A 26,450-nucleotide genomic window follows, 5' to 3' on the forward strand; every position below is an offset into this window, starting at 1 on the left:
TCGGGTGAACGAGAGCCGCCAACAACGCTGCAACGTCAAGTAAGAAGGGTATTCTAATAACTGCGGAACAGCGCCCGCCCCCGCAATAACCTTGCCCCTAACCAACCACCACACAGTGACAGCAACAAGGCCGCAGCCAGCGGTAATAACCACCACATCACCCAGTTTGGCTGCCACGGGAAATCAAACACTAACCGTTGTAATGCCCAAAGTGCGGCTTCGGCACCCATGGCTGCCGCCAGCCCCGCTACCAGCCCCAGTAACGCAAACTCCCACCACAATGTGCCTCGCAGTAAGCGTTTACTTGCGCCAAGTGTCCGGTAAACCACCAGTTCTTGACGGCGCTGGCGCATACCAACTTGCACCTGCGCTAATAGCAGTAAGGTGCCACAGATAATCACCAATACCACCATCACTTCCAGCGCTCGGCTAACCTGTTGCAGCACTTGCCCAACCTGTTTCAACATCGCGCCGATATCGAGCAAGCTGAGAGTCGGGAACTGGCGGTTCAATTGCGTCAAAACCTCTCCGTCACCGTGATAACGGAAGCTGGTCAGCCAGGTTTGTGGTTGCCCATCCAGAGCGCCCGGCGGGAAAATAAAGTAAAAATTAGGGCGCAGACTTTCCCAGTCAACCTGACGAATACTGCTCACAGTGGCACCAAATGACTGCGTATCGCCACTGAATGTCAGTTTATCGCCGATTTTAATGCCCAATCTGTCAGCAATCCCCTGCTCTATCGATACCTCATCCGCCTTGGGCGGCCATTGGCCTGCGGTTAAAATATTGTGCGCCGGTAAATCCTGCTGCCAGGTCAGATTCAGCTCCCGATTAACCGCCTCGCCGCCGGGTGCATCTTCTGCGACCCGCTCAGTCGCCAGTTGCTGATTAATCTCACTCAAACGCACTCGGACAATCGGATAGAAAGTCGACGGCGTTATCTGATGCTGAGTGAGAAACTCCGTGACTTGCGGCACCTGTTGCGGCGTCATATTCAGCAAAAAGTAATTCGGGCTATCTGGTGGCAACTGTTGTTGCCAGCGATCCAAAAGATCCCCGCGCAGCACCAGTAACAGCGCCAACAGCATAAATGAAAGAGAGAATGCGGCCAGTTGAGTCAAGGTCATCCACGGTTGGCGCAGTAAGCGATTAATCGCCAGCCGCAATGACAGGCGAGTGACCGTCAGGCGGCGTAACAGTAATAAGCCACCCCAACCGATAACGCCCAGCAGCAGCGCCAAAACCACCATGCCACCCAGAATCGCCCACAGTAGCGCATTACCACCCATAAGCGTGGCCAATAACCCCACGACTACTATCAGCATCACCGGAATAAAGTAGCGCAGCGGCCAGACATTAGCGGAGACATCACGGCGCAGTACCCGCAGTGGTTGAGTCGCCAGCAGTTGCCGGTATGGGCGAATACCCACCAGCAGAGAAATCAATATCAGCGATCCCATTGACCATACCCATGGCCATACGCCAGCCGCCGGTAATGCGGCGGGTAATACCGGGGATAACAAACGAACTAATATTTTCTCGAACAATAAACCAATGACACTGCCGCACAACCCTGCCAATACTAAAACCGAGAGCCATTGGCCGATAATCAACCGCCGCAACGCACTGCGCCCGGCTCCCAAGGTTTTCAGCACCGCCACCAGATCATAGCGGCTGCGGCAATAATGCCCCATCGCCACGGCAACAGCGGCAATGGAGAGCAATAGCGTCAATAACGCCGATAACAGCAAGAACTGCTGTGCGCGCTGTAGGGATTTCCCCAGCGCACCGCCCGACTCTTGCAAACCATACCAGCGCTGATCCGGTTTCAATTGCGGCGTCAGCCAGTCGCTAAACTGAGTGATAGCCTCCGTTGGGCCTGCAAACATATAGTGATAGCTCAAACGGCTACCCGGTTGTATTGCACCGGTTTTTTCCACGTCAGCCAGATTGATTAAGATACGTGGCGAGGTCTGGAAGGGGTTGAAGCCTGAATCGGGTTCCTGAATCACTTCGCCGACAATTCTGAGCGACGTATCTCCCACATCCAACATGTCACCAACTTTTACCTCCAGCAGCGACAGTAGCCTTGGAGCCACCAGCACCGTCCCCGGCTTAAGCCGTACTCCGGTAGGTTGTGTATCTAATTTGCCATACAGCGGGTAGGCCAAATCTGTAGCTTTAACGTCAGCTAACTGCGGGCGATCACCGGCAAAGGTCATGGTCATAAACGACAACTGACGACTGACGCTCAACCCTTGCTGTTTGGCCTCCAGCAACCAGCGTTCAGGAACCGGGTGTGCCGCACTCAATACTTTGTCGCCCGCCAGAAAATCACGGCTTTGCTGACTCAGCCCTTTTTCCATGCGATCGCTGATAGTCCCTAGCGCCAGTACACAAGCGACAGCCAGAGTTAATGCCAACCAGACAATCAGCAGTGAGGGCGAGCGCCATTCACGCCAAAACCAGCGCCAAATCATGCTTCCTCCCACAATTTACCGTCTTGTAGCCGCAGCCGACGCTGGCAACGGCCAGCCAACTGTACATCGTGAGTGACCAGAATCAGCGTGGTGTCATAATCACGGTTAAGCGAAAACAATAAATCGGCAATACGGTCACCTGTGTGCCTGTCAAGATTGCCGGTTGGCTCATCGGCAAATAACACTTTTGGCCGACCACTAAAGGCCCGAGCCAGCGCCACCCGTTGCTGCTCGCCGCCAGAAAGCTGGGCCGGAAGGTGGTGAAGGCGCTTCTCAAGGCCCACCAGCGTTAATAGCTCAATGGCATGAACTTTACTCTCGCGCTCACTTTCACCACGTAACAGCGCCGGAAGCTGCACGTTTTCTAATGTATTAAGTGTCGGCACCAACATAAATGATTGGAAAACAAAACCGACATTTTTTGCCCGCAGTTGTGCGCGCCCCTCTTCATCCATGGCAGTCAAAGAATGGCCGAGTAAACTCACCTCACCGCTGCTACCATCATCAAGGCCGGCTAGAATTCCCAGCAAGGTTGATTTACCTGAACCTGACTCACCAATCAGCGCAATTGTCTGAGCGGGTTTGACAACCAGCTCAACTCCGGTAAGGATGGAGAGCTGTTGCTCACCCTGACCGACGTGTTTATTAAGATGATGAACTTCAAGAACGTTTTCCGCTGGCATCTTCCCTTCCTTTTGCTGTTGGGACTATTCAGTTTGCGTGCCGCCGCAACCGATACACTGTTGATTCTCGGCGACAGTTTAAGCGCCGGTTACCGCCTGCCTATTGCCGAAGCCTGGCCGTCACGGCTGGATAAAACATGGCAGGCCACCCCATTATTACCAAAGGTGGTTAACGCCAGTATCAGTGGCGATACGGCGGCCCAAGGCTTAGCCCGTCTGCCTGCCTTGCTGAAACAACATCAACCCCGCTGGGTACTGATTGAATTAGGTGCCAATGACGGCCTGCGCGGTTTCCCACCGCAGGATATTCAACGGGATCTCACGCAAGTTATCAATCAGATATTGGAAGCAAAAGCGCAACCTTTGTTGATGCAAATCCGCATTCCACCTAACTACGGCCGCCGTTATACTGATGCCTTCAGTGCGATGTATCCACAACTGGCACAGCAATTTGGCATCCCATTGGTGCCTTTCTTTATGGAACAGGTTGCTGTGAAGCCAGAGTGGATGCAGGATGATGGTTTACATCCTAACGCACAGGCGCAACCTTTCATTGCAGATTGGATGGCGCAACAACTCAAGCCGTTAGTAACCAATAAGTCTTAGTTAACCACTTGTTTAGATAAATAGAACCACTCACCAGGTAAAGTTATGCAAAAAACAGTATTAATTACCGGTTGTTCCAGCGGCATTGGCCTGGTTGCAGCGCAAGACTTGAAAAACCGAGGCTATCGCGTCCTCGCCGCCTGCCGTAAGCCCGATGATGTGGCAAAGATGACATTGTTGGGTCTGGAAGGTATTGAGCTGGATTTGGATGACAGTGCCAGTGTTGAACGCGCGGCGGCACAGGTGATTGAACTGACTGGCGGGCGTTTATACGGCCTGTTTAACAATGGCGGTTTCGGTCTGTATGGCCCGTTGCACACCATCTCACGCCAGCAGTTAGAAAAGCAATTTTCCACCAATCTGTTCGGCACCCATCAGCTAACACAATTGCTGTTACCCGCAATGTTGCCCCACGGTGAAGGTCGCATCATTCAAACCAGTTCGGTGATGGGGCTGGTTTCAACTGCCGGCCGGGGTGCCTATGCCGCCAGTAAATATGCGTTAGAAGCCTGGTCAGATGCATTGCGAATGGAACTGCATGACAGCGGAATTTATGTCAGTTTGATTGAACCCGGCCCGATAAGCACCCACTTCACGCAAAATGTGAATCAGGCCCAGACGGACAAACCGGTTAATAACCCCGGCATCGCCAAGCGCTTTACTCTGCCGCCAGAGGCTATTTTGCCAAAATTACGCCATGCGCTGGAAAGTTCGCGGCCGAAATTGCGCTATCCGGTCACCCTGGTGGCTCATGCATTGACGATACTGCGCCGCATATTACCGGGCCGGTTGCTAGATAAAGTCCTGCGTGGCAATTCTTGATAATAGTGATGAGGGTTGAAGCAACATAATTTGCCCCCATCTACTGCTAAAACGGATGAGAGAAATAATTTATGCTAACACCGACAACGATTGATATTACCGAAGCAAACCTACACCAGACCTTAGAACAATCCATGAGCGCACCGGTTCTGTTCTATTTTTGGTCTGAACGCAGCCAGCACTGTCTGCAACTCACTCCCGTGCTGGATAAACTGGCCGCCGAGTATGCCGGTCAATTCATTCTGGCGCGTGTCGATTGCGATGCGCAGCAGATGGTAGCATCGCAATTTGGCCTGCGTTCCATTCCTGCGGTCTATCTGTTTAAAGATGGCCAGCCAGTGGACGGTTTCCAGGGGCCGCAGCCGGAAGAGGTTATCCGCGAACTGCTGCAACGGGTTTTACCAAAACCTGAAGAGCTGAAGGCCGCAGAAGCTGCACAACTGATGAGCGAAGGCAAAGTGCAGGAAGCGCTGCCATTACTAAAAGATGCCTGGGCGCTGATGCAACAAAACCGTAGCCCGCAAACCAGCGACATTGCGCTGCAACTGGCTGAGGCACAAATTCAGCTAAACCGGAGTGAAGATGCCGAAAGCGTATTGGCGACTATCCCACTGCAAGACCATGATACCCGTTATCAAGGGCTAATTGCGCAAATCGAGTTACTAAAACAAGCCGCTGACACCCCTGAAATCCAGCAATTACAACAGCAACTGACTGAACAGCCAGATAACGTTGAGTTAGCGGTCCAACTGGCATTACAACTGCATCAGGTTGGGCGCAACGAAGAAGCGCTGGAACTTCTGCTGGGCCATTTGAAGAAAGATTTATCTGCGGCTAACGGCACGGCGCGTAAAACGCTAATGGATATTTTAGCCGCGTTAGGCACGGGTGATGCGCTGGCGGCAAAATACCGCCGTCAACTTTACTCATTGCTGTATTGATAAGGCATTGCTACGGTAATTCCCGCTCATTATCGATAACATTATTTGCTGCTGCGCGGGGTCATCTCGCGCAGTTTTACTCTGCGAAAATCTTACTTTTCCTCATTTACATGCTTTTACCGGCCATTCGTTAGGCATTTAGCGCCCCGTCACGTAATATTAAGAAACAAAAATAATTACCGACAGGAAGTTAAACATGTTTACCGTTATCCCTGTTCTTATCGTCGTCGCCCTGATTGTGGTATTTTCCTCAATCAAAATCGTCCCACAAGGTTTTCAGTGGACTGTCGAGCGCTTTGGTCGTTATACCAAAACCCTGATGCCAGGTCTGAACATCGTTGTGCCTTTTATGGATCGTGTTGGTCGTAAAATCAATATGATGGAACAAGTTCTGGATATTCCATCTCAAGAGATTATTTCCCGCGATAACGCCAATGTAGCGATCGATGCTGTCTGCTTTATCCAGGTTATTGACCCGGTGAAAGCGGCGTATGAAGTCAGCAATTTGGAATCAGCCATCATCAATCTGACCATGACCAACTTCCGTACCGTTTTAGGTTCAATGGAGTTGGATGAAATGTTGTCCCAACGCGACAACATCAACGGTCGCCTGTTGCATATCGTTGATGAAGCCACCAACCCGTGGGGCATCAAAGTCACGCGAATTGAAGTCCGTGACGTGCGTCCACCGGCTGAACTGATTTCTGCGATGAATGCTCAGATGAAAGCTGAACGTACTAAACGTGCCGATATTCTGGAGGCCGAAGGGGTTCGTCAGGCGGCAATTTTGCGTGCGGAAGGCGAAAAGCAATCACAAATTCTAAAAGCGGAAGGTGAGCGTCAGTCAGCTTTCTTACAAGCTGAAGCCCGTGAACGTGGTGCTGAAGCTGAAGCTCAGGCCACCAGAATGGTTTCTGAAGCTATCGCCGCCGGTGATATTCAAGCGATTAACTATTTTGTAGCACAGAAATATACCGACGCACTGCAACATATCGGCTCGGCCAATAACAGCAAAGTTATCATGATGCCACTGGAAGCCAGCAGCCTGATGGGTGCTATCGGCGGTATTGCTGAACTAATTGGTGAGAGTAAAAACAGCCGGGGTAAATAACCATGCTGGAGGAAATTGCAGCACATCCAAATTGGTTTTGGCTATCACTCGGCGGGCTATTACTGGCCGCTGAGATGCTCGGTGCCAGTGGTTATATGCTGTGGAGCGGTCTTGCTGCGGTGATAGTCGGCGTTCTGGTGTGGCTATTTCCCTTTAGTTGGGAGATGCAAGGCATCCTGTTTTCCGTTCTAACCGTGGTGTCCGCATTCCTGTGGTGGTATTGGCTGAGTCAGCGCATCAAACCACAGCCCGCCATGCTGAACCAACGCAGTCATCAACTGGTCGGTACGCGCGCAACACTGACTGAGCCAACCACGGACGGTTATGGTCGCATGAGGGTCGGTGACAGCAGTTGGCGTATCTATAGTGCAATGGAACTTGGTGCCGGGGCTGAAGTTGAAGTGATTTTAGTCGAAGGCAACACGTTGCATGTTAGGGCTATTCATAACTAATACCTATAGTTTAAGCGTCTCTTATTAAACAGCGAGCCATCCGTTGAACGGCCTGTTGATTAACTAACAATATTCTGTTTAATCTGAATTTTCTGCTTATTCTCTACTGTATTAGTGGCATTGTTAAAAATACAGGAGGTGATGAGCACCCACACGGCGGTGGAGCTGGGGAAGTTTGCCCGGATCGTCAGGCGATTTTCTGGCCAAATTGTGTAGAGGTCTATGGCGAGAAGGGGCAGCCACAATGGTCACTCCCTTTCTGCCAAGCCTTATGCTACTGGCTGAGCGGCTACGCCGTCAGGCATCACGCTTTCTGCCGGGGCTTTCTGCAGGATAAGCTTTTCAACGAAGGTATTGAACGACATGGTCTTCATCAACAGATCGTTAGACATCAGGTTAGGCGCAATCACAGTCGCCAGGTTGGATTCAGGCATTGAGTTTGCAACCTTATGTTCGGCAATTTTCTTGGCAAGCTCAATGGCACCCTGTGCCATTTTGGGTAGATCGCTCAGGGATGGCAAACCCTTACCACTCTCATTGTCCAAAAACATCTGCTCAATGGCTTTAATATCTCCTGGTAACATATGATCACGGATATTCTTTTTAAACAGTGCTGCGAGCTCAACCCCGGTAGCTTCTTGCAAACCTTTCTTGCCATCAGAGAGTTTGTCCAATTCTAACTTTGCAGCCGAGATTCTCATGATCCCCTTGGTCTCCAAAAACGCTTTATTTTTGCTGATTATGCTAATAATTTCCTCGTTTTGTGCGACCGCAGCCTCATGCTTATCCATCACAGAGGTAAGAGTAGTCTCACTCACGCTGCTTGCGGGTGACTGATTGAACATCTTAAGGAAAGCATCTTTTATGCTGCTAAAGAAATCCGTCACAGAAGCCCAAAAAAATTTTCTTCCCTCGCCTACGCTTTTCGCCTCTTTAGAGGTTTCTGCCACGCTGACAGAACGCATTTCGCCATTCAGCGGGGCACTAACAGCGGCTGCGGTATTTTCATTCTTCCCACCCTCAAGCCTCTGATTAAGCTCTTGTTTAACCTGAGGCGACAGTATCGGAACCTGCGAGATTGTTGGCATATCGTACATCCTTTAGTAAAGTACTTTTCGCGATTATATACGTGTGAATAAGTGTGGAGGACCAATTAGCAGCGAATCCCCATATGTTGTGGCTTAATGCCTAACACCACGGCATCTAACTCTTTTTTACCATGTGTTATCAGGGTCGCGATCGCCTCATTAGCCGCCATGATTGCCTCTAACTGAGGGAGCACGCTTCCATCATTAATGTCGTAAGCTTTCTGTCTATTCCAGATTAAGAATTGCCTGGCACTATTATCATAAGCAAATACTGGTGAGTGCTCTTCGTCAGAGAAGTGGTTCATATCCAAGATGTTTGACATGCACTCTTTGACGATGGTGTCAGATGCGTCAACCAGAGAGTAGATCACTAAATATTTTTCACCACGCACCTTGAAATGGTAGGTGAAATTATCAACTTTCAGAGAAAAGATACCGTCATCACCCATATTTTCGGAAAAGGGGAGGCCCAATTTTCTCAGTAAAACATGCAGATAACTAGTCAATGTCAACATAACTAAACCACCTGAAAAGGAAAAAATAATCTTAAATTATGTCGATCCTATAGTGGCAACTCCCGGCACAATATAAGGCATAACCCTGATTTATTAGGGCGCTGTTGTAAACTGAAGCGGTGGCAGATCCGACGGTTTATCAACACGAATAAGGCACCGGCAGATAATCAGCGCCGCGTTGGGATTCAAATCCATGAAGACGGCTTACGCCACAATTAAATAAAACGATTTAATTCAGTATGTTGATTGCAATAGTGCCTTATTATCACACCTTATGACAACATCCAGCCAGGTTATTAATAATCGGGCACTCCGCGCTGTCATCCCCTGGGCACTCCTCTGCCAATGCTAATAAGCGCAAACGCATCTGATTAAGATCATTAATATGCTTCTCGATTTCCGCTACCTTTTGCAACGTCGCGGCTTTCACATCCGCACTGTGGCGCGCCGGGTCATGAAATAAAGCCAGTAATTCGCGACACTCATCCAGCGTAAAACCCACCTGCCGCGCCTGACGCAGTAACGTTAACTCTTCAATGTGTTTGGAGGTGTAACTGCGGTAACCATTTTCAGTACGAATAGGCGGCGTCACCAGTTTTTTTTCTTCGTAAAAACGAATGGCCTTACTGGTTAAACCGGTTTTTCTTGCGATATCGCTAATGTTCATATTTCCCCCTTGACCTTCCCCTTGCAGGAAGGTTTAACCTCCATCATTAGTGAAAATGACGATACCCGTCAAGCGGAATAAAACCTGTACAACCAAAGGTTACGAATCAGTCAATTATCAACGCAGATAGCAGCGGTGACTGGGATGACCAACTAAGCTTATCCCGAGAAAATTAACGGATAAATCGTTACTCGATAAGGAGTTAATTATGTTGCAAACCACCGTACTAGCCTTACACGGCCTTTCCTGCATGAATTGTGCTAAACGCGTAAAAATCGCGTTAGAGGATCGCGAAGACGTCCATCATGCTGAAGTGAATGTTCACTACGCCAAAGTCACCACTGAAGCCAAGACTAAAACGCTCATCGATACGGTCAACCAAGCCGGATATCAGGCAGAGGAAGCCCATACACCCGATGTTGAGCTACAGCTCTCAGGCTTAAGCTGCGGTCACTGCACCGAGAGCACTCGCACAGCACTGGAAGCCGTACCCGGAGTGATTGCTGCTGATGTCACTATTGATAGTGCCAGAGTGTACGGCAAGGTGGATGCACAAACGCTGATTGCAGCAGTGGAACAGGTGGGTTATCACGCCGCACTGCAAGGTGCCCAATACCCAAAATCTGAGCCGCTGACTGATGCAGCCCCATCTTCGCCGGAAACACTGGCAGCGGCCTCTCATGCTACTCCGGCTATAAATAAGTCGGCCAATAGCACAATAACGGCGACTACACCGCCCATTGATGATGACGAAAGCGTCCAATTATTACTAACCGGCATGAGCTGTGCCAGTTGTGTATCGAAAGTACAACATGCACTGGAAAGTGTCGATGGCGTTCAGGTGGCACGCGTGAATCTGGCTGAACGCAGTGCGTTAGTCACCGGGTATCAAAACAAAGAAGCCTTGATCGACGCGGTCAAAAAGGCCGGTTACGGTGCCGAGATAATTGAAGATGAAGGCGAGCGGCGCGAGCGCCAGCAACAAATGTCGCAAGCCAGTATGAAACGTTTCCAGTGGCAAGCCGCGCTGGGCCTGCTGTTGGGTATTCCACTTATGGGCTGGGGGTTATTCGGTGGCAGCATGACGCTGACACCGGAAACTCAAACTCCGTGGTTGATTGTCGGGATAATCACCCTACTGGTGATGGTATTTGCCGGTGGTCACTTTTATCGTAATGCCTGGGTCAGCCTGAAAAATGGCAGCGCTACTATGGATACACTGGTAGCCCTGGGGACAGGAGCGGCTTGGGCTTACTCCATTACGGTCAATATCTGGCCGGATGTTTTCCCAATGGAAGCCCGCCATCTTTACTATGAAGCCAGTGCCATGATAATCGGCCTGATTAACCTTGGTCATGCTATGGAGCAACGGGCCAGACAACGCTCTTCTAATGCGCTCGAACGGTTATTAGATTTGGCTCCGCCAACTGCGCGCCTGGTCACCGAAGAGGGTGAAAAAGTGATCCCGCTGGCTGAGGTTCAGTTGGGCATGACCTTGCGCTTGACTACCGGCGACCGCGTGCCGGTTGATGGTGAAATTGTGCAAGGCGAAGTGTGGATGGATGAAGCCATGCTGACTGGCGAGCCAATCCCGCAACAGAAATCGGCGGGGGATGTCGTCCATGCCGGGACACAGGTACAGGATGGCTCGATACTGTTCCGCGCCAATGCCATCGGCAGTCAAACCACTCTGGCACGCATCATCAAGCTGGTTCGTCAGGCGCAAAGCAGTAAGCCAGAAATTGGTAAGCTGGCCGACCGGATCTCGGCGGTATTTGTGCCGACCGTGGTTGCGATCGCCGTAATCGCCGGGCTGATTTGGTATTTCTTCGGCCCGCAACCTCAACTGGTCTATACCCTGGTGGTCGCCACCACCGTGCTTATCATCGCCTGCCCTTGTGCTCTGGGCTTGGCAACACCGATGTCGATTATCTCCGGTGTCGGACGGGCGGCTGAATTTGGCGTACTGGTACGGGATGCGGATGCCTTGCAGCAAGCCAGCAACCTCAACACGTTAGTGTTCGATAAAACCGGTACATTGACCGAAGGGCACCCGCAGGTTGTGGCAATTCATACCTTCAATGGCATCAGTGAACAGCAAGCGCTGGGTTGGGCAGCAGCACTGGAAACCGGCTCTAATCACCCACTGGCACGCGCTATTTTACAGCGAGCCGAAGGAATGACGCTGGCAACCACTAGCCAATTCCGTACCTTGCGTGGGCTGGGTGTCAGTGGTGAGATTGAAGGGATAAGGCTGTTGCTGGGGAATAATCGTCTGCTGGAAGAGCAGCAGATTGATACCCACGAGCTGCAATCATTGATGCAACAACAAGCAGAAAGTGGCACCACACCGGTTATTCTGGCTGCTAATGGTAAACCGGCAGCTCTGCTGTCAATTCGCGATCCATTGCGTAAAGACAGTGTCAGCGCACTGGAACGGTTAAATAAGTTGGGCTACAACCTGGTGATGCTGACAGGTGATAATCCGATTACCGCTAATGCTATTGCCAAAGAAGCCGGTATCGATCAAGTGATCGCCGGAGTGCTGCCGGAGGGTAAAGCAGACGCTATCAAACAACTGCAAGCCGCGGGACACAAGGTCGCGATGATAGGTGATGGTATCAACGATGCACCCGCGCTGGCGCAAGCGGATGTCGGCATTGCGATGGGTGGCGGCAGTGATATCGCCATCGAAACGGCGGCGATCACGCTAATGCGCCACAGCCTGCACGGTGTTGCTGATGCTGTCGAACTTTCCAAAGCCACATTGCGCAACATGAAGCAAAACCTGTTGGGGGCTTTTTTCTACAATGCGCTGGGGATTCCAATTGCGGCGGGGATTCTGTTCCCGTTCACCGGTACATTGTTAAGCCCAGTGGTTGCGGGCGCGGCGATGGCGCTATCATCCATAACTGTCGTCAGTAACGCCAACCGTTTGCTGCGTTTTAAACCTAAACAGTAACCCTCCCGTCATTGGAGTTGCAGGTAAGCCAAGGATGGGCCGAGTAACCAGAGCAGCTAACTCCCTGCGGTTGCAAGTACAAAGAATATAACCTAATGGTGCACAACACTTTCTTGTGCGCCATTTAGCGTTTAGCATGTAGGAAATGCTAATAAGGGAACCACATGGGCCAATTATTACGCCGCATCGCACAATTTCTCGGAATCTTAACGCCAACGACATACAGTTATCCGGCTTTGGATATTATCTTACCTGGCGAGCGCCATTTCCATATGGTCGGCAGTATTCATATGGGAACCGAAGGTATGTTCCCCCTCCCCCACGCATTGCTGAATAAATTGAATCAGGCTGATGCATTGATTGTAGAAGCCGATATCACAGAAGCGGCCTCGCCTTTTGCCGACCACGCCCTCGCTGAGCCATTGATCGACAGATTATCCGAAGATCAATATCAACAACTGTTGCAACGCTGTGAAGAGCAGGGAAATGACCCACAGGCGATGGCTTTTCTCCCCGCGTGGCAGGTCGCGTTGATGCTTCAGGCGCGGCAAGCTCAACGCCTGGGATTGCGGGGCGAATACGGCATCGACTATCAATTGCTTAAAGCCGCCACTGCGCAGAAAAAGAAGATTATCGAGCTGGAAGGCACGCAAATGCAGGTCGATTTGCTGGAGGCACTACCGGATAACGGTATGTCTTTGTTGCTCGATACCTTAACTCACTGGCACACCAACGCCCGCTTATTGCAAACCATGATAGGTTGGTGGCTGGAACATCATCCCGAAAATGACCTGACGACACTGGCCCCGACCTTCAGCCATGATTTGTACGATGTACTAATGATTCAACGCAATAAACGTTGGCAACAACAACTTGAGCAGATGCCATCAGGGCGTTATGTGGTCGCAGTCGGCGCACTGCATCTGTACGGTGAAGGGAATCTCCCGGTATTACTGCAGCCCGGTAATCAGTTTCAAAGATAAAAAAATGACCGATATTACTATCGGCCAGTCAAAGAGGAGTTCTCATTATTTTAGTTATTAAGCGCCCACATTCCTTGCGGATAATATGAGCGGCAGGTACAGGGTAACAACCTGACGATTAGATTAGCAACTGACATTCATCATCAGCCGTGGATTAGCGAACATTACATTGATTTTATTAGGTTAATTTTTATCCTCGCCGCAATGATTAGGTGTAGGATAATCCACTAGAATGGATTTTCATTTTTGCCTGGATATTTATTATGACACCCGCCGTTATTTTGCTGGAAAAACAAAAAGTTCCGTTTACATTACACCACTATCATCATGACGTAACAGAAACCAATTTTGGCGATGAGGCCGTTAAAAAGCTGGGGCTTAATGCCGATCAGGTTTATAAAACGCTGCTGGTTGCGCTCAATGGTGAAGCTAAAAATCTGGCCGTTGCTGTCACCCCCGTTGCGGCTCAACTTGATCTAAAAAAAGTTGCCCGCGCCTTAGGGGCAAAAAAAGCCGAAATGGCAGACTCCCAATTAGCACAACGTACCACCGGCTATTTGGTTGGCGGTATCAGTCCATTAGGGCAAAAGAAACGCCTGCCCACCATCATTGACAGCCAGGCTCAAGGGTATGCCACCATATTCGTTTCAGGTGGAAAGCGTGGTTTGGATATTGAATTGGCACCCACAGACTTATGCCAATTATTGCAAGGCGTATTTGCCGATATCGCCAGGCGAGATTGATTTAGATAACAAATGAAATGTGTGTAAATAATAAAAAATAACAATCAGAAGCCCCCACGACCAATGGAGACTTCTGAGTTTATTGACTCGTTATAAGCAATCTCGCCTTACGGCTGATACTGTCCAGCATCCAGCGGAGAGTGCTTTTCAATATACTGTTTTAGTCTGCCTTTTTATCGACGGCAACTGATTGGATAGATCCTTAAGAGTTGCCACAGCCTATACCTAAATAGAAAAGCCACCGGCTTATAAGGCCAGTGGCTTAGATGTGTATTATTTTCTAATACCGCGATCACATCGCATTATTTTTTACTTCATCTTGTGTTTCGTCACTTACTGTTGCCTGAATAGTATCTAGATCAGATGTTATAATCCGATGCTGATGAGATAAATAGTAGCTGTAAACAAAACAAAATATCGCTAACAACACCTGAGACAGGAGATATAGCGCATTAGTTTCCTTTGTGAAAAAATCCATTACGACTAAACTGGCCGTTGCTGCCCCACCAATAAATGTCCATTTCTTCATCTTGGCTGTCGTTTGTAGTTTCTTTTCTAGTTTATTGATTGTGACTTGTTGCTGATTCATTATGCATCCTTTCATATTAAGTGAGGATTTTTGATTATTACACATTAATGTGAAGTAAAGCTGACACAGATTGATCGATTAGTAATTATTTCTGGATATAAATAAACGGACTGTTATCACCGCACAGGTAATAGCATCAAGTGTCAACAGATAGTTATTCATCTGGTTTTCCCCGACGAATGCCAAAGCGGTCGATAAGGTTGCCAAGGTTCTTTGATGCTTTTTTTGCCCACATCAAGAGACGCATGACAACAGCCCCCGCCAGTGCAGCCACTCATTAGCAGTAATGTGTGGCGTTGATTGGGTATCTGGTGGGCTAAAACAGGAAAAGACTACCGGTGAAAAAAACCTCTAAACTTGCACGCACCTATAATTATATATGCGGAAATAATTAGCGAGATAATTTATAAATTAATAAAATTAATTAATTCATTAAATATTTGACTTAAATCATACGGTAAAGCAGTGTTTACGTATTACTCTACAACTATATTAATGTTTCCCTGGTGTTGGCCACTTGGCATCCCTTATCAAACTAACGGAGATAAGGGCTTTTTTTACCCAAAAAGGAACCCATTATGAAATATACTCACACCCGATTATCTGCTTCTTCAGGTGACCACATAAAAATCATCGGAGAACACTGCGCGATTATTATGCTGCTAAGTGATCGTGACTACGAAAAATATAGCTCGGGATTGGGAAGTATTTTTCATGGTGGTTTTTTCGCTAACTTTCCAGCACAAATCAAAGTACCAAGTGATGGTTATTGGAATGTACTTATACATCCCTCGTTGCCAGATAGAAATGATATTGAGTATTCGGTAAAAATAGTAAAAATGGTTCCAAGCAAAAGTTCGGACTGTGTAAACTAAAAAAGACACTTTCTATATGTGCCCATTCATATAACAATCATGCCTTAAAACTTGGGAAGGTGATTCCCCCTGATACCTCAATCTTGCCAGTGAGAGAGGCCATTGCCCAGAATGGTATTTTCTCAGGCTTTAGAATAGGATGAAACACACCTCTTAAAATGCACGTCATCCCGATTAATTGCAGCTACTTATAAACAATCTCGCCCTTGGACTGATATTGATTAGCATCCAGCGGAGAATGCTTTTCAATGTACTGTTTTAAGACTTCGGCATCGATAAAACCGGTATTTACGTAACCCGGTAATGTATCAATTTTCGGATAGCCATCGCCCCCCAGCGCATTGAAATTCAGTGTAGCCAAACGATACGTTTTATTCGGTTCTAACGGCTTACCCTGGATTTTGACATCACTAACGCCGTTACCATCAGCCACCAGGCTGACATTGGCAAATTGTGCATAAGCACCTGAATCGACTTTCTTATTAGCAACCACAGCCAAATACTTCTCAACCTCACTGCCTTTCATATCGGCGTAAACCAACGTATTACCAAACGGCTGTACTTTAAGTACATTTTTATAAGTAATATCACCGGCATCAATAGAATCACGAACACCACCACTACTCATCACCGCGAAATCTGCGCCAGCACGTTCCATTTGTGCGGCTAATAATAAACGCGCTAGATTGGTTTGCTCGAAACGAACTTTATTGCGGTCTCCCTCCAGCTTGCCATTTACACTGCCGACTTTAATATCCAGTTGCGCTTTACCTTGATCTTCAAATGGCGTCAGCAATTTCAGCATTCCGGGATCTTGTGTGATCTCTTGAGTGTAAAATACTCGCTCACTGATACCGTCAGCTTTTTCCACTTTTTTCTTCAGATTGATCGGGATTAATTGGTAACTGACCAGCTTTAACTCACCATTACGGAAGGTGAAATCAGCCCGGCCAACATATTTACCCCATTCATGCGCCTGAACAATCCAAGTGCCATTCTGCCGATCAGGGGCACAAGGGGTACCTGGGACATAATTAGCCTGTTTATGATTTTCACTGGCCATACAGACCGGATCTTGCGAGTGACCACCGACTATCATATCTAGATAGCCCGCTGGCAGGCTGCGCGCCATCTCTACGTCACCTGCGGCGTTAGAACCATGCTTACCATCATCGTAATGCCCCATATGGGTAGCCGCGATAATAATGTCAGGCTTTTCAGTTTTCCTCAGTTGTTCAACCACCTGCTTCGCTTCGATGGCGGGTACTTTGAATTCTATATCGGTGAAATACTCGGGATTACCGATCTTGACAGTGTCATCCGTCGTCAAACCGATGACCGCAATTTTCACCCCCTGTTTATCAAACAAGGCATAAGGTTTGAATAATCGCTGCTGGGTACTTTTCTGATAGATATTGGCTGACAATAAAGGGAATGTGGCCCACTTCTCTTGCTGGCGCAACACACTTAGCGGGTTATCAAATTCATGATTACCGATAGCCATTGCGTCATAACCCACCAGATTCATACCACGGAAATCAGGCTCTGCATCCTGTAAATCAGATTCCGGTACGCCAGTATTAATGTCGCCTCCCGAGAGTAATAACAAGCTTCCCCCTTGTGCGGCAACTTGTTTTCGGATGCTATCAACCAAGGTCTTCTGTGCCGCCAAACCATACTCACCGTGGTCGTTTTGCCAGAAGTGCCCGTGATGGTCGTTAGTGTGCAGTAGGGTGATATCATAAGTTTTATCTTTTTCCCAAGCACCCGCCCATCCCGGTGCAAACGCCAGCGATACAGCCAAAGCACATGCTGCCGTCGGTAATGAAAAACGCATGGCAAATCTCCATGTTGTCGTTAGAAGCCATCAGATAAGAACTGGCTTAATAAGTAATAATGAGGAGGTATAGATCAATAGCATGAAAAATCAAGATGATACTGTGACACAGTTTCCAATGTAACTTGATGCCACATACTCGAGTTTCATCGCTTTGGAATATATATCAAATTGTGTCAGATGTAGTAAAAATCATCCGATCTGCATAATATGCATTCATTACCAACATAGTATTAACATTAAAACTATTAGGCGAATACTCACTATGACCGATCGTTCTGATACCGGATTCGAGGCTCCCGTTAAAACCACGATAAAACGAACCTCTTTCTCTATTTTGGGTGCTATCAGCGTATCCCATCTACTCAACGACATGATCCAATCGCTAATTCTGGCGATATATCCGCTATTACAGGCTGAGTTCTCACTGAGTTTCGCGCAGATTGGGCTAATCACACTGACTTATCAACTTACCGCCTCATTATTACAGCCCCTGATTGGCCTCTATACCGATAAACACCCACAACCCTATTCACTGCCGATGGGTATGGGATTTACTTTGTCGGGTATTTTACTGCTCGCAGTCGCCACAACCTTCCCAGTAGTGTTATTGGCAGCAGCATTAGTCGGAACCGGCTCTTCGGTCTTCCACCCCGAATCCTCGCGGGTAGCGCGCATGGCATCAGGTGGGCGTCATGGCCTGGCCCAATCAGTCTTTCAAGTGGGCGGCAATTTCGGTAGTGCTCTCGGCCCACTATTAGCCGCTATCCTTATTGCACCTTATGGTAAAGGCAATGTAGGCTGGTTTTCACTCGCGGCATTACTGGCAATTGTGGTGTTATTGCAAGTCAGTAAATGGTATCAGCAGCAGCAAAGAGCCGTTCATGGTAAGCCAGTAAAAATCTTATCGGCAAAAGTGCTCCCCAGAAAGACTGTTATCAGCACCTTAGCTATCTTGATGGTGCTGATATTCTCTAAATACTTCTACTTGGCAAGCATCAGCAGCTATTACACCTTTTATCTGATGCATAAGTTCGGTATTTCGGTACAAAATGCCCAGATACACTTATTTGTGTTCTTATTCGCAGTAGCCGCCGGCACCATTATTGGTGGCCCTCTTGGTGATAGAATAGGACGAAAGCATGTAATTTGGGGGTCAATATTGGGTGTTGCCCCCTTTACCCTTGTTTTACCCTACGCTTCTTTGTATTGGACTGGGGTTTTAACCGTGATCATTGGTGTTATTCTGGCATCTGCCTTCTCAGCAATTCTGGTGTATGCGCAAGAGCTAATTCCAGGAAAAGTTGGGATGGTATCCGGTTTATTCTTCGGTTTTGCTTTTGGCATGGGGGAATAGGTGCGGCTATACTAGGGTATGTTGCTGATTTAACCAGTATTGAGCTGGTTTACCAAATATGCGCATTCCTACCCTTACTTGGAATATTTACGGCCTTACTGCCCAATATAGACGATAAGTAATAGTAATAACCTTATAATCCCGACTGAGATATGTATTTTAGTCGGGGAATCGCCCGACTGAATCGTGACAAAAATAGCAAATCCCCGACAAACAACCACTTCAAACAATTTTCATGCCAAAGCTGACTTTTATCAGTAAAAAATGAATTTTTATCGGGCATTGATCGCATAAATGCAATAAACTGATGTTATTGCTGTGAAATGCTTACCTACTGGCATGTTCCCAATCGCATTCAAAATGCAAAAGGCGATAAGTGAATCCATCCCGATAAGCTTGATTCGGATGACAAATCTGCCAAAAGTAGATTTAAACGCAGCTAACACACCTGTAACGTTAAAAATGACAGGCATGACTAGAAGGAGTCTGGATGCACCACTCAACACCCTTAATTACCACGATCGTCGGAGGCCTTGTTCTCGCCTTCCTCCTGGGCACTCTGGCACACCGCCTGCGCATCTCGCCACTGGTGGGATACCTTGCCGCAGGGGTGCTGGCCGGGCCATTTACGCCAGGTTTTGTTGCTGATACCTCATTAGCACCTGAATTGGCTGAAATTGGTATTATTTTGTTGATGTTTGGTGTCGGACTTCACTTCTCCCTTAAAGACCTCCTCGCAGTAAAAGCTATCGCCATACCCGGTGCTGTTGCACAAATTGCCGTCGCCACCTTGCTCGGCATGGGATTATCTCATTTATTAGGCTGGGATTTGATGACAGGGTTTGTCTTCGGTCTTTGTCTATCAACAGCCAGCACTGTGGTATTACTGCGAGCATTAGAAGAACGGCAACTGATTGATAGCCAACGAGGACAAATCGCTATTGGTTGGCTGATTGTTGAAGATTTGGCAATGGTACTCACCTTAGTACTCCTGCCGGCATTTGCAGGTGTGATGGGGAACGAAACGACCAGCCTGAGCCAATTATTTACTGAATTGGCAATTACAATTGGCAAAGTTATTGCCTTTATCACGCTGATGATTGTGGTTGGGCGGCGTCTGGTGCCCTGGATACTGGCTAAAACTGCCAGCACAGGCTCACGAGAGCTATTTACCCTCGCGGTACTGGTGTTGGCCTTAGGCATTGCTTACGGCGCTGTAGGGCTATTTGATGTCTCCTTTGCCCTTGGGGCATTCTTCGCCGGCATGGTATTGAATGAATCTGAACTTAGCCACCGCGCGGCACAAGATACCCTCCCCCTACGTGATGCCTTTGCCGTGCTGTTCTTCGTCTCCGTTGGAATGCTGTTCGACCCTATGATTCTGCTCCACGAGCCATTAGCCGTTCTGGCGTCACTGGCTATTATCATCTTCGGTAAATCTGCCGCAGCATTTATATTAGTACGCCTGTTCGGCCACTCAAAACGCACCGCACTGACTATTTCTGTCAGCCTGGCGCAAATTGGTGAATTCGCCTTTATTCTGGCAGGACTTGGAATTTCTCTTGGTTTGATGTCCGAGCATGGTCGTAATTTAGTGCTGGCAGGAGCAATCCTCTCAATTATGCTTAATCCGTTGCTCTTCACCCTGCTGGATAAATATTTAGCCAAGAATGAGACAATGGAAGACCTGATTCTGGAAGAAGCTGTCGAAGAAGAAAAACAGATACCGGTTGATCTATGTAATCACGCATTACTGGTGGGTTATGGTCGCGTTGGCAGCCTATTGGGGGCAAAACTCCATGCAGAAGGCATTCCATTAGTGGTCATTGAGAATTCTCGCCCAAGAGTCGAAGCGCTGCGTGAGCAAGGAATTAATGCGGTACTGGGCAATGCTGCCAGTGCAGATATTATGTCTCTGGCACGTTTAGATTGCGCCCGCTGGCTATTACTGACAATTCCAAATGGCTACGAAGCCGGTGAAATTGTCGCCTCAGCCAGAATAAAACGGCCTGATTTGGAGATAATCGCCCGTGCTCATTATGACGACGAGGTGGTTTATATATCTGACCGGGGAGCTAATCAGGTGGTTATGGGTGAACGAGAGATTGCCAACAGTATGCTTAACATGCTGAAAATAGAAACTCTGACCGAAGAAGATAAAATGTCGGCCTGCCCTATCTAATCCACTATAGCAATCATCTTATCGGCAATAAATACAAACAGGGCCAGCATATGCTGACCCTGTTTTATATTTGCTATTCCCTAATCACCGTTCCCAGTATGACTCTTCTAAACTGTCTTCTCGTTCTGGTAAGCCACGCGTTAAGCGCGGTGAATGTTGATTCAATACCTGATAACTGACCCGATTAGCATATTTACACACCTGCGCTAAAGAGGAATAACTCAGATAACTGCGCACATGTTTACTGGAGTTAGGAACATTATTACGGTGATAACCATTAGCCGCAATATCATGCAACACAGCGGATAATGCACCATCCCCAGCGCCATTGGTGTTCATTATTTTTTCGGGGCCACCCATATATGGCGCAATATGAGAATAGATACGCCATGGACTCTCACAGTGTTTTTTACGCATCACCCGACTAAATTCATACATGTTAAATTCAGCAATAGCACCAGGTAATAATGGATGCTGAGTTTGACGCTTATTAGCCTCTTCGGTATAGCCTGCCATATAAAGCCCATTTGGGCCAGCAGTGCAAAGAACTAAATCAACCCATTCCAATGCCATATCAGAGGCCATCAGCGGATCATTCAGCCCGGTAAGCTCATAAGCTTCATCTTCATTCATCGCTAATATAGAAACATGTTCCTTGAGGAAATCGCGCCACCACTGCGGATTATCTGCAATAACATATTTTGTCCCTAACGTCATCACAACCGGAACATTATATTTCTTTGCATAACTGATGGCCTGCATGGTGGCATCGGGCATGGGTTCACCCGCCTTACAACGCACCAGATAAGCGGTGAGCACTAATGCAGAAGCCCCAGCGATAACATCTTCAGGAATGCTCTCTGGCCGTAACTGATTCATTTGACCAGGGCTAATCGCAAATGTCCTTTCGCCATTGTCAGTGATTAACGTAAAACAACGCCCAATAGCACCATCGACCGCCTGTAAATAATTCAAATCAGTACGACTCGAGGTATTACACAAATAGCGGTAGGCATAACTGCCTATTTTGATATTGCTGCACATAGTGCCCAACAAAACTGAGCGGTCATCAGCCAACACAGAGTAATTATGCAACGTATTACCAATAGTGCCACCGGCAAACTCATGCGTAATCAAACTATTAGAAACCAACTCCTGATAAAGACGCTCAGCCACATCGTCCTCAATCACCAGCGAATGCCCCTGGCTAAGACCATAACGCGCAATAAAACCTTCATCAACTTTCGCTTCAATATCGACCAACGTCTGATCAATACCGACGATATAAGATGTGCTCACTTCATTTTCAGTCTGCGCCGGTTGTAATAATGGATCTCGAGCATTGACGGGAAAATAGTGCTTGGACTTGCGTTTACCAGGAAATTTCATTGTTTTGAGTTACAAATGTGAAGATGAAAGATAAGGAATTTTAGCACATGTTAGCAAGTATTCAGCGATCATAGCCGTTAGGATTTGATTGTTGCCATTTCCATGCATCCTTAATCATTTCCGTTAGGGTTCTTTTTGCTTTCCAATCTAATTCGTTGAGGGCCAATTCAGCACTTGCCCAGCACTCAGCAATATCTCCATTACGGCGCGCCACTATTTCGTACGAGATTTTTCTGCCTGAAATACGTTCAAATTCACTCACCATCTGAAGAACTGAATATCCAACACCTGATCCTAGATTATAAACTTTATATCCAGAAGTCAGCTTTTGAAGCGCACAAACATGCCCGTCAGCAAGATCCATTACATGAATATAGTCCCGAACACCTGACCCATCTTTGGTCGGATAATCATTACCATATACCGCTAATTTAGGAAGTTTACCGACAGCTACCTGGGTAATAAAAGGCAATAGATTGTTTGGCTTCCCATTTGGGTCTTCACCGATCAAACCCGAAGGATGAGCACCTACAGGGTTAAAATAGCGTAATGCCCTTATCGCAAAATCTGGATGAGCCAGAGAGAAATCTTTTAGTATCTGCTCTACCATGACTTTCGACGAACCATATGGATTTGTTGTGCCACCAATACGTGCATCTTCAGTCAGTGGGACAAACTCAGGATCACCATATACTGTAGCAGATGAGCTGAAAATAAATTTTTTGACGCCAGCTGCGACCATCTCTTCCAGCAAGATTATCGAACCTGTAACATTATTTTGATAATATTCGATGGGTTTAATAACTGATTCACCCACCGACTTTAAACCAGCAAAATGAATAACAGAATCTATACGGTACTCTAAGAATGTCTTCCGCAGGCAATCTCTGTCTAATACATCACCTTTGATAAAGGCAGCTGAGCGTCCAGCTATTTTGGAAACACGCAACAATGACTCAGCAGAAGCATTGGACAAATTATCTATAACAACAACATTTTGTCCTTGCTCCAACAATGCTAATACTGTGTGTGAGCCAATATAACCTGCACCACCAGTAACTAAAATAGTCATAACCTACCTATAGAATCTAATGAATGATATCAGCCATATCATGAACCAAGTATTATCTTCCTACACTTATCTTTAATATTATTGATATCAAATTTATTCTTTTGTTTTTGTGCAAACTTATAAAATGAATCATAATTTGAAAATATAGTATTAAGGGCGCATTCTAAATCTTCTGTAGAATTGTTTATCAAAATACCATTCTGGTCGACAACCTCACCGCAACCGCCCACATTACTTATAACAACAGGCAAACTGGCGCTGATGGCTTCAATTGCAGCCATAGGCAGACCTTCACTTTCTGACGTTAATACAAAGACATCATAGTCATTAAACTTGTTAAACCCTTTAATCTCACCATAGAAGTGAATATTCTTATAACAGCTATACTCCTTCACAAGATCTTGATAATACTCACCATCCCCAATCATATCGAGGTTAAAGTGAGGATTAGCAGCAGCGACTTTTAGCATTAAATCAGGCCGTTTAGGATAAGCCAGTCGGCATACATAGATAATTTTATTTTGACACGGTCGAGTAGGACGTTCAGCTAAAGGTGTAATCGCATTAAGTTGGGTTACTATTTTCTCAGGCTTGATGCCAATAATATTAACTGCTTTATCTGCATCACTCTGTGAAACACACCAAATCACATCCGTAATATTTGAAAGCAACCTTTCAATATAGCAAAACATGAATTTTAGTATATTACCATTATATATACATGACCAACCATGCGAGACATACACGCCACGGAAGCGCAAGAACAAGCGAACTAACCGACTGTAAAGCCCTGCATTAGCCGAACTCGATACTACAACATCGATCTTATTCTCTCTGAGAACCTTATATAAAGAATGTATAGCCTTAATACTGGCCATTCTTCTAATCTCAGGAATAATAATAATCTCATCGCAAACGATAGTCTCTGTTAACCAGCCTGGCTCGGATGTTATCAATATTACTTTACTATCATCTTTAAGTAACTTAACTTGTTCTAAAACCCAACCTTGTGCACCACCAATTATAGATTTTGTAATTACAAATGCAATATTCTTCATATCAGCCCCATAAATAATAAAATGCAATCCACTTATAAATGAATATCAAAAAATTCAATTGACATTAGTATATCCTTAATTTTCAATGTGACTTTTTTGCCAAATAAGATCGCAGATACCATCCGTGGGTTGAAAACCAGCTGGGGCTTCTAATAATAAAGAACGAATACGTTCGCAATCAAAATTGCTACAAGCGCTTTCAATCTTGTTAAGTAAACTATTTAGTTTATCCCACTCAAGCATAATCTCATTAGCTGCCATAATACGGGGATGATAGGTATTCTGCACTGATTCACCAATCAATAGTTCTTCATATAGTTTTTCCCCCGGTCGCAAGCCTGAAATTTCTATTGCGATATCTCCGTCAGGGTTTTCATCACTCTTAACAGAAAGTCCCGAAAGGTTGATCATGCGTTTGGCCAAGTCGATAATTTTGACAGGATCGCCCATGTCTAATACAAAGACATCCCCTCCCTGCCCCATTGCTCCGGCTTGGATAACAAGTTGTGCGGCTTCTGGGATAGTCATAAAGTAGCGAATAATATCTTTATGAGTCAGCGTAATCGGCCCCCCTTCAGCAATTTGCTTCTTAAAAAGCGGAACAACAGAACCAGAGGAGCCCAGAACATTCCCAAAACGTACCATACTGAATTTTGTATGACTTTGCTCTTTAGATAATGCCTGCAATATAAGCTCAGCTAATCTTTTAGTCGCTCCCATCGTATTCGTTGGCCGCACAGCTTTATCAGTCGATATCAAAACAAATTTGTCAACTCCCGACTTAATTGCGGCTTTTGCACAATGCAGAGTGCCAAATATATTATTTCTCACACCTTCAATAACATTATTTTCAACTAGGGGAACGTGCTTATAAGCTGCCGCATGGTAGACAGTATTTACTTGAAAGTTCGTCATCACTTCCACTAGCTGGTTTTCATTTTTTACCGATCCCAGTAATGCGACAAACTCCAAATTAATTTTATGGTTCCTGCATATTGCAGCGATTTCATTCTCAATAGAGTAAAGAGAGAATTCTGAAACATCAAAAAGTACCAGTAACTTTGGTTTTTCAATAACTATTTGGCGACATAGTTCAGATCCAATTGAACCACCGGCACCGGTTACCATTACGACTTTATCTGCTATATTCTTGGCTAATAACTTTTCATCAGGTACAACAGGGTCACGACCCAAAAGCTCCTCAATTGAGACTTTCTTTAAGCTGCTGATTTGTGCCCTGCCTTCAACCAAATCAGACATGCCAGGAATAGATAATACCTCGCAAGAAAGATTTTCTAGCTTACCAACCACCGCTCTGCGCTGACTTTGGCTAACACTGGGCATTGCAAGTAATATTTTTTTAATACCGTAGCGTTCAATTAGATACTCAAGTTTCTCAGAAGGATAAACAGTAACTCCGTGAATAACTGCTTTATGTAATTTTGGATTATCATCAATAAAGGCGATTGGAAAATACTCGCTAGCTTGCATTAATGCAGGTAATAATTGCCGCCCGGAAGCCCCCGCTCCGTAGATAACAACAGGAACCTGCCCTCTGACACCATAGTTTAGTAACATCCTAAAGAACAACCGAGAGCCACAAATTAAGACGAGTGAGAAAATAAAGAACATGACCGATACTGTTCTTGGTAAGTAGATCCCTAAAAAATAAGAACCAAAAACAAGTAAGCCAGTAGAAAGTATCACACCGACCATCACTGTATTAACTATTCTGGCACTCACATAACGCAGTACAGTACGGTATAGCCCCAAGCGTATAAAGACTAAAAGCGTTGGAGGTATGATGACAGCCAATGCAACCCATTGCGCAACGCTAGCAAATGGACTATCTACGTCAAGCCGCACCCAAAAAGCCCCCCAATATGCCAAAGTAATTAGAAAGGAATCCAATAACAGCATAATAGTTCGTTTAACAGTTCTTGGTAATGATAATAAAAAAACTAGAAACATATAATACCCAACCCCAAGACAGAATACGTAACCCCTATAAATGGTTAATTAAACCCATCGATTCACA

Annotated in this window: 21 protein-coding genes and 1 pseudogene; 11 read left to right on the forward strand and 11 right to left on the reverse strand. The window is 46.6% G+C overall.

Annotated features, from left to right (window positions below; translation table 11 throughout):
- Nucleotides 1–53 precede the first annotated feature (53 nt).
- Together ybbP and ybbA are read right to left on the reverse strand one after the other, a co-directional pair.
- Nucleotides 54–2,480, reverse strand: a complete 2,427-nt coding sequence (ybbP, locus tag AT01_RS06780) for a putative ABC transporter permease subunit YbbP (protein ID WP_042546589.1) — start codon at nucleotides 2,478–2,480, stop codon at nucleotides 54–56.
- The gene (ybbA, locus tag AT01_RS06785) at nucleotides 2,477–3,163 is read right to left on the reverse strand and encodes a putative ABC transporter ATP-binding protein YbbA (protein WP_004704959.1); all 687 of its coding nucleotides are present in this window, start codon (nucleotides 3,161–3,163) and stop codon (nucleotides 2,477–2,479) included. Before ybbA ends, ybbP begins: the two co-directional genes overlap by 4 nt.
- On the opposite strand from ybbA, the gene tesA reads away from it, so the two are divergent.
- The 5 genes from tesA to AT01_RS06810 all read left to right on the forward strand — a co-directional run bounded on the left by tesA (nucleotide 3,134) and on the right by AT01_RS06810 (nucleotide 7,095).
- Complete coding sequence (gene tesA, locus AT01_RS06790) at nucleotides 3,134–3,769, forward strand: multifunctional acyl-CoA thioesterase I/protease I/lysophospholipase L1 (RefSeq protein WP_042548529.1); 636 nt, start codon at nucleotides 3,134–3,136, stop codon at nucleotides 3,767–3,769. The two genes, ybbA and tesA, sit on opposite strands and share 30 nt — an antisense overlap.
- Before the next feature lie 45 nt (nucleotides 3,770–3,814).
- The gene (locus AT01_RS06795; RefSeq protein WP_042546590.1) at nucleotides 3,815–4,591 is read left to right on the forward strand and encodes an SDR family oxidoreductase; all 777 of its coding nucleotides are present in this window, start codon (nucleotides 3,815–3,817) and stop codon (nucleotides 4,589–4,591) included.
- Between the two features lie 71 nt (nucleotides 4,592–4,662).
- Nucleotides 4,663–5,532: a co-chaperone YbbN gene (locus tag AT01_RS06800; protein ID WP_042546591.1), complete on the forward strand. Its 870-nt coding sequence runs from the start codon at nucleotides 4,663–4,665 to the stop codon at nucleotides 5,530–5,532.
- Nucleotides 5,533–5,728: 196 nt separating this feature from the next.
- Nucleotides 5,729–6,643 carry an SPFH domain-containing protein gene (locus tag AT01_RS06805; RefSeq protein WP_004704953.1) on the forward strand — a complete coding sequence of 305 codons (915 nt, stop codon included), beginning with the start codon at nucleotides 5,729–5,731 and terminating at the stop codon, nucleotides 6,641–6,643.
- A gap of 2 nt (nucleotides 6,644–6,645) precedes the next feature.
- Nucleotides 6,646–7,095: an NfeD family protein gene (locus tag AT01_RS06810; protein WP_004704950.1), complete on the forward strand. Its 450-nt coding sequence runs from the start codon at nucleotides 6,646–6,648 to the stop codon at nucleotides 7,093–7,095.
- Nucleotides 7,096–7,364: 269 nt separating this feature from the next.
- Here the strand turns inward: AT01_RS06810 and AT01_RS06815 are convergent, their stop codons facing one another.
- The 3 genes from AT01_RS06815 to cueR all read right to left on the reverse strand — a co-directional run bounded on the left by AT01_RS06815 (nucleotide 7,365) and on the right by cueR (nucleotide 9,365).
- The gene (locus AT01_RS06815) at nucleotides 7,365–8,183 is read right to left on the reverse strand and encodes a Rho GTPase-activating protein (protein ID WP_042546592.1); all 819 of its coding nucleotides are present in this window, start codon (nucleotides 8,181–8,183) and stop codon (nucleotides 7,365–7,367) included.
- A 65-nt stretch (nucleotides 8,184–8,248) separates the two neighbouring features.
- Entirely contained in the window at nucleotides 8,249–8,698 is a 450-nt protein-coding gene (locus AT01_RS06820; protein ID WP_042546593.1) for a CesT family type III secretion system chaperone, read from the reverse strand.
- Nucleotides 8,699–8,963: 265 nt separating this feature from the next.
- Nucleotides 8,964–9,365, reverse strand: coding sequence for a Cu(I)-responsive transcriptional regulator (cueR, locus tag AT01_RS06825; protein WP_042546594.1), 402 nt, complete (start codon nucleotides 9,363–9,365; stop codon nucleotides 8,964–8,966).
- A gap of 208 nt (nucleotides 9,366–9,573) precedes the next feature.
- On the opposite strand from cueR, the gene copA reads away from it, so the two are divergent.
- The 3 genes from copA (at nucleotide 9,574) to ybaK (ending at nucleotide 14,053) form a co-directional block, all read left to right on the forward strand.
- A complete protein-coding gene (gene copA / locus AT01_RS06830) occupies nucleotides 9,574–12,327 on the forward strand; it encodes a copper-exporting P-type ATPase CopA (RefSeq protein WP_042546595.1) in 2,754 nt (917 codons plus the stop codon).
- Nucleotides 12,328–12,491: 164 nt separating this feature from the next.
- Nucleotides 12,492–13,310 carry a TraB/GumN family protein gene (locus AT01_RS06835; RefSeq protein ID WP_042546596.1) on the forward strand — a complete coding sequence of 273 codons (819 nt, stop codon included), beginning with the start codon at nucleotides 12,492–12,494 and terminating at the stop codon, nucleotides 13,308–13,310.
- Between the two features lie 263 nt (nucleotides 13,311–13,573).
- Nucleotides 13,574–14,053 carry a Cys-tRNA(Pro)/Cys-tRNA(Cys) deacylase YbaK gene (gene ybaK, locus AT01_RS06840; protein WP_042546597.1) on the forward strand — a complete coding sequence of 160 codons (480 nt, stop codon included), beginning with the start codon at nucleotides 13,574–13,576 and terminating at the stop codon, nucleotides 14,051–14,053.
- Nucleotides 14,054–14,345: 292 nt separating this feature from the next.
- Here ybaK and AT01_RS06845 read toward each other — a convergent pair whose 3' ends face one another.
- The gene (locus AT01_RS06845; protein ID WP_042546598.1) at nucleotides 14,346–14,642 is read right to left on the reverse strand and encodes a hypothetical protein; all 297 of its coding nucleotides are present in this window, start codon (nucleotides 14,640–14,642) and stop codon (nucleotides 14,346–14,348) included.
- A gap of 578 nt (nucleotides 14,643–15,220) precedes the next feature.
- Here AT01_RS06845 and AT01_RS06850 point away from each other — a divergent pair.
- Entirely contained in the window at nucleotides 15,221–15,517 is a 297-nt protein-coding gene (locus tag AT01_RS06850) for a DUF1883 domain-containing protein (RefSeq protein WP_042546599.1), read from the forward strand.
- 184 nt (nucleotides 15,518–15,701) lie between these two features.
- Here AT01_RS06850 and ushA read toward each other — a convergent pair whose 3' ends face one another.
- Nucleotides 15,702–17,354, reverse strand: coding sequence for a bifunctional UDP-sugar hydrolase/5'-nucleotidase UshA (gene ushA / locus AT01_RS06855; protein ID WP_042546600.1), 1,653 nt, complete (start codon nucleotides 17,352–17,354; stop codon nucleotides 15,702–15,704).
- 265 nt (nucleotides 17,355–17,619) lie between these two features.
- On the opposite strand from ushA, the pseudogene AT01_RS06860 reads away from it, so the two are divergent.
- Together AT01_RS06860 and ybaL are read left to right on the forward strand one after the other, a co-directional pair.
- Nucleotides 17,620–18,833 (forward strand): annotated as a pseudogene (locus AT01_RS06860) (MFS transporter).
- Nucleotides 18,834–19,201: 368 nt separating this feature from the next.
- Nucleotides 19,202–20,893, forward strand: coding sequence for a YbaL family putative K(+) efflux transporter (ybaL, locus tag AT01_RS06870; RefSeq protein ID WP_042546602.1), 1,692 nt, complete (start codon nucleotides 19,202–19,204; stop codon nucleotides 20,891–20,893).
- 84 nt (nucleotides 20,894–20,977) lie between these two features.
- Here the strand turns inward: ybaL and AT01_RS06875 are convergent, their stop codons facing one another.
- From AT01_RS06875 to AT01_RS06890, 4 genes are all read right to left on the reverse strand, one after another.
- Nucleotides 20,978–22,282, reverse strand: a complete 1,305-nt coding sequence (locus AT01_RS06875) for an inosine/guanosine kinase (RefSeq protein WP_004704923.1) — start codon at nucleotides 22,280–22,282, stop codon at nucleotides 20,978–20,980.
- Between the two features lie 61 nt (nucleotides 22,283–22,343).
- Nucleotides 22,344–23,354 carry a UDP-glucose 4-epimerase GalE gene (gene galE / locus AT01_RS06880; protein WP_042546603.1) on the reverse strand — a complete coding sequence of 337 codons (1,011 nt, stop codon included), beginning with the start codon at nucleotides 23,352–23,354 and terminating at the stop codon, nucleotides 22,344–22,346.
- Between the two features lie 38 nt (nucleotides 23,355–23,392).
- Nucleotides 23,393–24,412: a glycosyltransferase gene (locus AT01_RS06885; protein ID WP_042546604.1), complete on the reverse strand. Its 1,020-nt coding sequence runs from the start codon at nucleotides 24,410–24,412 to the stop codon at nucleotides 23,393–23,395.
- A gap of 75 nt (nucleotides 24,413–24,487) precedes the next feature.
- Nucleotides 24,488–26,383 (reverse strand): polysaccharide biosynthesis protein, encoded by a 1,896-nt coding sequence (locus AT01_RS06890; protein WP_071841499.1) that lies wholly within the window; start codon nucleotides 26,381–26,383, stop codon nucleotides 24,488–24,490.
- Between the last annotated feature and the right edge of the window lie 67 nt (nucleotides 26,384–26,450).

The organism is Yersinia aldovae 670-83 (assembly GCF_000834395.1).
GTDB lineage: Bacteria > Pseudomonadota > Gammaproteobacteria > Enterobacterales > Enterobacteriaceae > Yersinia > Yersinia aldovae.